Source organism: Rhizobacter sp. P2_D12 (genome assembly GCF_056404395.1).
Map to the genome: position 1 here is coordinate 91,000 of NZ_JBFUEB010000007.1, position 7,279 is coordinate 98,278.

General features: G+C 72.2%; 8 protein-coding genes. 3 read left to right on the plus strand and 5 right to left on the minus strand.

The genetic code is table 11. From position 1 onward, the window contains the following. Nucleotides 1-74: 74 nt before the first annotated feature. Nucleotides 75-998 (plus strand): ketopantoate reductase family protein, encoded by a 924-nt coding sequence (locus AC1DYN_RS03945; RefSeq protein ID WP_477957803.1) that lies wholly within the window; start codon nucleotides 75-77, stop codon nucleotides 996-998. On the opposite strand, the gene AC1DYN_RS03950 is transcribed toward AC1DYN_RS03945, so the two are convergent. The 3 genes from AC1DYN_RS03950 to AC1DYN_RS03960 are packed head-to-tail and all read right to left on the minus strand — an operon-like array spanning nucleotide 973 to nucleotide 3,603. Then, on the minus strand, nucleotides 973-1,410 hold the full coding sequence (locus AC1DYN_RS03950; RefSeq protein ID WP_477957804.1) for a nucleotide triphosphate diphosphatase NUDT15: 438 nt from the start codon (nucleotides 1,408-1,410) through the stop codon (nucleotides 973-975). The two genes, AC1DYN_RS03945 and AC1DYN_RS03950, sit on opposite strands and share 26 nt — an antisense overlap. Further along, nucleotides 1,389-2,177 (minus strand): exodeoxyribonuclease III, encoded by a 789-nt coding sequence (gene xth / locus AC1DYN_RS03955; protein ID WP_477957805.1) that lies wholly within the window; start codon nucleotides 2,175-2,177, stop codon nucleotides 1,389-1,391. Before xth ends, AC1DYN_RS03950 begins: the two co-directional genes overlap by 22 nt. Before the next feature lie 4 nt (nucleotides 2,178-2,181). After that, nucleotides 2,182-3,603, minus strand: a complete 1,422-nt coding sequence (locus AC1DYN_RS03960) for a CoA transferase (RefSeq protein ID WP_477957806.1) — start codon at nucleotides 3,601-3,603, stop codon at nucleotides 2,182-2,184. Nucleotides 3,604-3,678: 75 nt separating this feature from the next. On the opposite strand from AC1DYN_RS03960, the gene AC1DYN_RS03965 reads away from it, so the two are divergent. Then, entirely contained in the window at nucleotides 3,679-5,274 is a 1,596-nt protein-coding gene (locus AC1DYN_RS03965) for a DUF4139 domain-containing protein (protein ID WP_477957807.1), read from the plus strand. A 111-nt stretch (nucleotides 5,275-5,385) separates the two neighbouring features. Then, nucleotides 5,386-5,754, plus strand: a complete 369-nt coding sequence (locus tag AC1DYN_RS03970; RefSeq protein WP_477957808.1) for a hypothetical protein — start codon at nucleotides 5,386-5,388, stop codon at nucleotides 5,752-5,754. Nucleotides 5,755-5,770: 16 nt separating this feature from the next. On the opposite strand, the gene AC1DYN_RS03975 is transcribed toward AC1DYN_RS03970, so the two are convergent. Both AC1DYN_RS03975 and AC1DYN_RS03980 read right to left on the minus strand, forming a co-directional pair. Further along, entirely contained in the window at nucleotides 5,771-6,181 is a 411-nt protein-coding gene (locus tag AC1DYN_RS03975) for a hypothetical protein (protein WP_477957809.1), read from the minus strand. A 62-nt stretch (nucleotides 6,182-6,243) separates the two neighbouring features. Then, nucleotides 6,244-7,065 (minus strand): class I SAM-dependent methyltransferase, encoded by an 822-nt coding sequence (locus AC1DYN_RS03980; RefSeq protein WP_477957810.1) that lies wholly within the window; start codon nucleotides 7,063-7,065, stop codon nucleotides 6,244-6,246. Between the last annotated feature and the right edge of the window lie 214 nt (nucleotides 7,066-7,279).

The window sequence follows — 7,279 nt, forward strand, 5'->3', positions numbered from 1 at the left end:
AAGTCCCCGGCGTCGCGCGGGCTGCCACGGCTGCCGCACACTGCGGTTCCCGCCACGACGACGAGCCCCGCAGCATGAGCACGACCGCCTCCGCCCCTTCCGGTCGCCAGACCATCGCCGTGATGGGCGCCGGCGCCGTCGGCTGCTACTACGGCGGCATGCTGGCCCGTGCCGGCCACGATGTGGTGCTGATCGCCCGGCCGCAGCATGTGCAGGCCATCGAGCGCGATGGCCTGCGCCTCGAGACGCGAACCTTCGACGAACGGGTCCGCCTGCGCGCCAGCGCCGAGGTCGACGTGGTGCGCGGCGCGCAGCTGGTGCTGTTCTGCGTCAAGGCCACCGACACCGAATCGGCTGCCGCCGCGATGCGGCCCCACCTGTCGCCCGGCACGCTGGTGCTGACGCTGCAGAACGGCGTCGACAACGACGAGCGCGTGCGCAGCGTGCTGGCCAACGAGGTGGCCGCGACCGTCGTCTACGTCGCGACCGAGATGGCCGGCCCCGGCCACGTCAAGCACCATGGCCGCGGCGAGCTGGTCATCGCGCCGACGAGCCGCGGCGCGTCGTTGACCGACATGCTGTCGGCCGCCGGCGTGCCGGCCACGACCTCCGACAACGTGCGCGGCGCGCTGTGGGCCAAGCTGATCCTGAACTGCGCCTACAACGCGATGTCGGCCATCGCCCGCGTGCCGTATGGCCGCCTGGTCGAAGGCCCGGGCGTGCCCGAGGTGATGCATGACGTCGTGGCCGAGTGCCTGGCGGTGGCGCAGGCCGAAGGCGTCACCGTGCCAGGCGACGTCGAGGCCGTGGTGCGCGGCCTCGCGGCGACCATGCCGGCGCAGTTTTCATCGACCGCACAGGACGTGATGCGCGGCAAGCCGAGCGAGATCGACCACCTGAACGGGCTGGTCGTGCGGCGTGGCGCGGCGCGCGGCGTGCCGACGCCGGTCAACCGGGTGCTGCACACGCTGGTCAAGCTGATCGAGCAAGCCCGCTGAAGGGCGGAACGAAGCCGGTGTCGCGCAGCGATTGAAGCGGCGCGAACAAGGGCTCGGGCAGCGCCGACCAGTCGAACCAGGCCCAGCCTTCGCACTTGTCGGGCTCCAGCGTCGCCGGCTCGCCGCTGGTGTGCGGGGCCAGCACGAACGCGGTGAGGTAGTGCTGCCGAACCTCGTCGAACACGTCGCTGGTGTACGGCCCGCGCTCGCTCGGTCCGAGCTCGAGCCCGGTCTCCTCGAGCAGCTCGCGGTGCGCGCAGGCTTCGATCGTCTCGCCGTACTCGAGCCTGCCACCCGGCGCCGACCAGGTGCCTGCGCCGTGCGAGCCGCGCCGGCGGCCCAGCAGCACCTTGCCGTCGCGCAGCACGAGGATGCCCACGCCGACGCCGATCATGGTTTCAACGTCACCCATGTCGGCGCATGGTCGCTCGCCTTCGGCAGGCCGCGCACGTCCTTGTCGACGCCGGCGTCCTGCAGGCGCTTCGTGGCCGCCGCGTTCAGCAGCAGGTGGTCGATGCGCAGGCCTGCATCGCGCTCCCAGTGCTTGCGAAAGTAATCCCAGAAGGTGTAGACCGCCTCGCCCGGGTGCTTTGCCGCGATCGCGTCGGTCCAGCCCTGGGCCAGCAGCTTCTGCCACGCCGCGCGGCTTTCGGGCTGCAGCAGCGCATCCTTCAGCCACGAGCGCGGGTTGTAGATGTCGCCGACCTCGTTGGTCGGCACGACGTTGTAGTCGCCGGCGATCACCACCGGTTCCTTCAGGCCGAACAGCGTGGCGGCATGGGCGACCAGGCGCGCGAACCACGCGAGCTTGTAGTCGAACTTCGGCCCCGGTTGCGGGTTGCCGTTCGGCAGGTACAGGCAGGCGACCAGCACGCCGTCGACCGCGGCCTCGATGTAGCGGCTTTGCAGGTCCTTCGGGTCGCCGGGCAGGCCGCGCCGCACCTCGATCGGCGTGTCGCCCTTGGCGAGGATGGCCACGCCGTTCCACGACTTCTCGCCGCTCCAGACCGCGCCGTAGCCGGCGTCTTCCAGCGCCGCCAGCGGGAACGCGTCGTGGGCGGTCTTCAGCTCCTGCAGGCAGACGGCGTCCGGCGTGCGATCGCGCAGCCAGGCCAGCAGGGCCGGCAGGCGGGCGTTCAGTCCGTTGATGTTGTAGGTGGCAATCCGCATCGCTGGCACTCCTTCAGCCGCTCGACCAGGTGGCAGGATGCGTGCCCGGCGGCATCGACGGCCAGCGGTGCAAGGCGGGCGTGACGGAGAACGCAGCGGCATGGCCGACCGTGACCAGGCGCCCGAAGCCGGACGGCTCGCTGATCAGCCAAGGGTCGAAGGAGGGCGCCTGCACCGCCAACCCGCCGGCCACGCGCCCGAGGCCGCGCAGCCACTGCCCGACCCCAGCCAGCGACACCTGCACGTGCCAGCTGCCGCCTTCGCGCGCTTGCCGCCACAGTGCAGCCTGTGCGCCGAAGGCCAGCAGGTAGCCGGCCGCGTAGTCCAGCGCCTGCAGCGGCAGCGCGCGCGGCTTGCGCTCGCCGCAGGCTTCGGCCTCGGCCTGGTTGAAGCCGGTGGCCGATTGCACCAGCGAATCGAAGCCGCGACGCTGCGCCCACGGACCGGTGGCGCCATAGGCCGACAAGGAGATGGCGACGATGCCCGGGCGCCATGCCGCGAGCTCCTGGGGACCGAAGCCGAGCGCGGCCAGGCCGCCGGGGCGGTAGCCCTGGACGAACACGTGCGCATCGCGCAGCAGGTCGCGCAGGGTTTGCCGTCCCGTGGGCTGGCCCAGGTCGACGAAGGCCGAGCGCTTGCCGCGGCTGGTGTCGGCGATCGCATCGATGTTGGGCAGTGCCGGCGAATTGACCAGCAGCACCTCGGCGCCGTAGGCCGCCAGGGTCCGGCCGGCCACCGGCCCGGCCAGGATGCGGGTCAGGTCCAGCACGCGCAGGCCGTGCAGCGGGCGGTCGGCAGGCGCCGCCGCTGGGGCTGGCAAGGGCGGCGCGTCGGCGATGCGCTCGATGCGCACCAGCGGCGTCGAGCGGATCGCCAGCGCGTGCGGATGGCGGTCCCAGTCGTCGAAGCTGCGCACGGCGGCCACCACCAGGCCCGCCGCGGCCGCGGCGGTCTCGAAGTCTTCGGCGCGCCAGCGTCGCAGCGCCTGCTCGACCGCGCGGCGTTCGGTGGCGGCGCCGGTCGGACAGCCCAGCAGCTTCAGCGCACCGTCGCGGTGGTGCGCGAAATTGGCATGGATGCGCACCCAGCCGGGCTGGCCCGCGTCTTCGCCGCAGGGGTACAGGCCGGACAGCTTGTCCCACAGGTCCGGCGCGACGCCATCGAGCGTGAAGTGCGCGCAGCTTTCCAGCACCGCATGCTCGCGCGGCACGCGCACCTGCTGGCGGCGGCCGTGCCGCAGGTGCCACAGCTCGGCGGCAGCGCCGGCGGCAGCCGCCATGCTGGCCTGGATGGCATCGGCCACGGCGAAGCTGGAAGGCAGCACCGGGCCGGCGCCCGTCAGCTCGATCGCGCCGAGGCCCGCCGGCGGCAAGCCGGCGCTGTCCCACAGGCTGCGCAACGCGTGGGATGCGGTGGAGTCGGGGTCGATGTTCATCACGGGTCCGGCATTTTCACCCCGTCGGCATGGGCCGTCCGTACAAGCAGGGATCGACCACTTTCGAGGCCTGCCATGCCCACACCTGCTTCTCCGTTTCGCGCCGTCCTGGGTGCCCTGATCTGTCTCTCGCTGTGGGATGCCGCCCAGGCACAGGCCATCGCCCGGGTGACCGTCTATCCCGGCAGCGCCACGGTCGAACGCGTGGCGCATGTCGCTGCCGGCGCCCGTACGCTCAGCTTCGACTGCCTGCCGGCCGGCCTCGACGTGCAAAGCCTGCAGGTGTCGGCGGGCGCCGCGGTGCGCCTCGGCGAGACCTCGGTGCTGACGCAGCCGCGCTCATCGTCGCCGCGCTGTTCGGCGCACCCGCTGGATGGCCGCATCCGCGAGCTCGAAGAACAGAAGGACGCGTTGCAGGCGCAGGCCGATGCCCTGGGCCTCGTGACCAGCTACCTGAAGGACGTGTCCGCGGGCGGTGGCGAACCGGCGGTGAAGCGCGCCGCCGTCGATCCGAAGACCCTGACCGGCGTTGCCGATGCGCTGCGCCGTATCGGTGAAGACGCGCTGTTGAAGCAGCGCCAGGTCGCGCGCCGGCAGGCCGACCTCGACCGCGAGCTGTCCCCGCTGCTGGCCGAGCGTGCGCGCGGGCAGGGCACGGGCGGCAACGTGGTTGCGGTGACGCTGACGCTGTCGGCCGCCAGCGATGCCGATGTCACGCTGAGCTACCAGGTCAACGGCCCCGGCTGGACGCCCAGCTACCGTGCCTTGCTCGACAGCACGACGCGCAAGGTCCGCATCGAGCGCCAGGCGCTGGTGGCGCAATCCACCGGCGAGGACTGGCGCGGCGTGAAGCTGCTGCTGTCGACCGGGCAGCCGCGCCGCGAGACGGCCGGGCGCCTGCCGTCGCCGTGGCGCATCGGCGTCGAGCCGCCGGTCGAGCGGGCCGATGCGCTGCGCTCGCGCTTCGCGCCGATGCTGGCCGGGGCACCCGCCGCCGCGCCGCAGGCGAAGGTCCTGCAGGAGGAGGCGCAGTTCGACGTCGCCGTCTTCAACGGCAGCTTCGCGACGCAGTTCAGCGTGCCGCAGCCGATCGACGTGCCCTCCAACGGGCAGCGCGTCACGATGACGCTCGGCCAGCACGAGGACAGCGCGACGCTGTTCGTGCGCGCCAGCCCGCATCTCGATGCCAGCGCCTTCCTGATGGCCGACCTGCCGGTGCCGGCCGGCGTGTGGCCGGCCGGGCCGATGCAGCTGTACCGCGACGGCGCCTTCGTCGGCAACGGCCGCTGGGATGCGTCGGCCGACAGCCGCCTGGCCCTGCCGTTCGGCCGCGACGAACGGGTGCGCGTGTCGGTGGAGCCCGAGCGCGACAGCCAGGGCAGCGGCGGCTTCGTCGGCAACCGGGCCGAGCGCCGGCTGGCGCGCGCCTACACGGTCGAGAACCGGCATGCGGCGCCGATCAGCGTGCAGCTGCTGGAGGCCGCGCCGGTGTCGGTCGACGAGCAGGTGCGCGTGGCGGTGCAGTTCGCGCCACAACCCGCCGAACTGGCCTGGAACAAGCAGCCGGGCGTCGCGATGTGGAGCCTGGACGTGGCCGCGGGTGCCACGGCGCGCGTCGCGGCGGACTACGTCATCAGCCATCCGAAGGACGTGCGGATCACGGAGCGCTGAAGGTCGGGGCGGCGGTCTTTCGGCAAACCATGCATGCCATCGCGCGAGCAGCCATCGCGGCCGCGCCGCGCGCGCAGCATGTGGGCACAGGCCACTTCAGGAAGACCCGCCATGAGCATCACCGTCAGCGCCACCTCCTCGACGCCCCTCGCCTACCGGTCGATGGGGCCGATGCCCCTGCATCCCAGCCAGTCCGCCTTCCAGGCGCTCTCGGTCAACGCGCTGCGGCGCCCGGTGTCCGAGCCGGCGGTCGAAGCGCCGTCCCCCGCGAGCGCCGAACCCGCCGTCGACCACACCACGCGCGGCCCGGAACTGGCGGAGATGCTCGACTTCATGATGCAGCAGTTCGTGCAGCAGCAGTGCCAGAAGTCGCCGCTCGCCGAAACCAAGGTCGACGGCGTCGCCACCGAGAGCGCGTCCGACAAGCCGACCGAGCAGCGCAACTACGCCAGCCACCCGCACCTGATGCTGGCGGTGTGATGCCGCCGGCCGCGGCTCAGTCGCGCACCAGCCTGGTCTCGTAGAACGCCAGCGTCTCGTTGAAGCGGGTGCACGACTTGCCGGTGACGGTGGGTGCCATCTCCTGGTCGTAGCGGTCCTTGAGGCGCACGAACAGGCCGAGCGCCACATCCCGCGCCTGGCCGGGCGACACCTTGCCCGAGGCGGCGGCGAACGCCTCGATCTGCTGCATCGAGCGCAGCAGCAGCGGGCCCTGCGCCGTCTCCCAGCGCTTGAGCGCCGCCATCGACGGGTAGCCGAGCTTGTCGCATTGCTCCGCACCCTTCATCGCGAACGCGAAGTGCATCAGGTTGCTGGCCGCCTCTTTCTCGGTCATCGCCGCGGCGCTGCCGCTGCACAGGTGAAGCGCGGCGGCGACCGCGGCGCTGCGAAGAAGGGCTTGCTGCATGGGGGACCTCCCTGTCCGTGGCGGGTTGACGCGCGATGGTAGCGGCGCGCCGACCTGCGCGCTCAGCGCGCTTGCGTGACCACGTGGGCCTGGATCCGGCCGTCGACCGGCCCGTCGCCGAAGCGCGCGGCCAGGGCCTCGGCGCACGCCGACGTGGCCGCCGCCAGCGTCACGCCGGCGCGCGCCTCGATCTCGTTGCGCAGCGGCGTGCCCTGGCAATACGCGATGGCCGGCACGCGCGCCGAGGCGGCCTGGCTGCGCGCTTCCATCGTCTCGATGACCGGCGGCGTGCCGAATCCGCCGGCCGACAGATCGGCCGCGATGCGCGAGCGCTCGAAGTAGCCGTGCGGCGTGCGCGCCATGAAGCGCGGCGGGTCGGCGGGGAACAGGCCGGCGAGGGTCGCGGTGACCTCGTTCGCGAAGTCGTTGGCCTCGATCCGGTCCCACGCATTGAACAGCCAGGTGCCGCCCGGGCGCAGCACGCGGCGCACCTCGGCGAACGCGGCCGGCTTGTCCGGAAAGAACATCACGCCGAACTGGCAGACGACCAGGTCGAAGCTCGCATCGCCGAACGGCAGCCGCATCGCATCGGCCTGCTGCCAGTGCACCGGCCGCTCGGTGCCGACCCGTGCGGCGCGCTCGAGCATCGCCGGGTTCAGGTCGGTCGCGACCAGCTCGGTGCCGGCGGGCAGCAGCCGCGCCAACGCGCGCGTCACCACGCCGGTGCCGGCCGCCGTCTCCAGCACGCGCGACGGCGCCAGCGCGACCGCGCGGCGTGCCAGGTCGGCCGCGTAGGGCTCGAAGATCAACGGCACCATGAGGTTGTCGTAGACCTCGGGCACCGAGCCGGCGAAGACGGTGTCGGACGAAGCGGGTTGGCTCATCGACCGATCTTAGGCAACGGCGGTCCATTCATCCACATCGCTCCACTAGAATGCGAACGATTCGTATTTGATGGGAATCGGTGCTGCCACGGGCCGGTTCGACGAAGTACCCACCGAACCTCCCCGCGAGAACACTGCCATGACCCGTTGGACCCCGATCGCCTGCGCCGCCGCGCTGGCCTGCCTGCTGCCGGCCGCCCACGCGCAAACCGCC

Bases quoted from the DNA above. Each gene is read 5' to 3' on its own strand.
- AC1DYN_RS03945 (WP_477957803.1), top strand. From the start codon at position 75: ATGAGCACGACCGCCTCCGCCCCTTCCGGTCGCCAGACCATCGCCGTG.
- AC1DYN_RS03950 (WP_477957804.1), bottom strand. From the start codon at position 1,410: ATGGGTGACGTTGAAACCATGATCGGCGTCGGCGTGGGCATCCTCGTG.
- AC1DYN_RS03960 (WP_477957806.1), bottom strand. From the start codon at position 3,603: ATGAACATCGACCCCGACTCCACCGCATCCCACGCGTTGCGCAGCCTG.
- AC1DYN_RS03965 (WP_477957807.1), top strand. From the start codon at position 3,679: ATGCCCACACCTGCTTCTCCGTTTCGCGCCGTCCTGGGTGCCCTGATC.
- AC1DYN_RS03970 (WP_477957808.1), top strand. From the start codon at position 5,386: ATGAGCATCACCGTCAGCGCCACCTCCTCGACGCCCCTCGCCTACCGG.
- AC1DYN_RS03975 (WP_477957809.1), bottom strand. From the start codon at position 6,181: ATGCAGCAAGCCCTTCTTCGCAGCGCCGCGGTCGCCGCCGCGCTTCAC.
- AC1DYN_RS03980 (WP_477957810.1), bottom strand. From the start codon at position 7,065: ATGAGCCAACCCGCTTCGTCCGACACCGTCTTCGCCGGCTCGGTGCCC.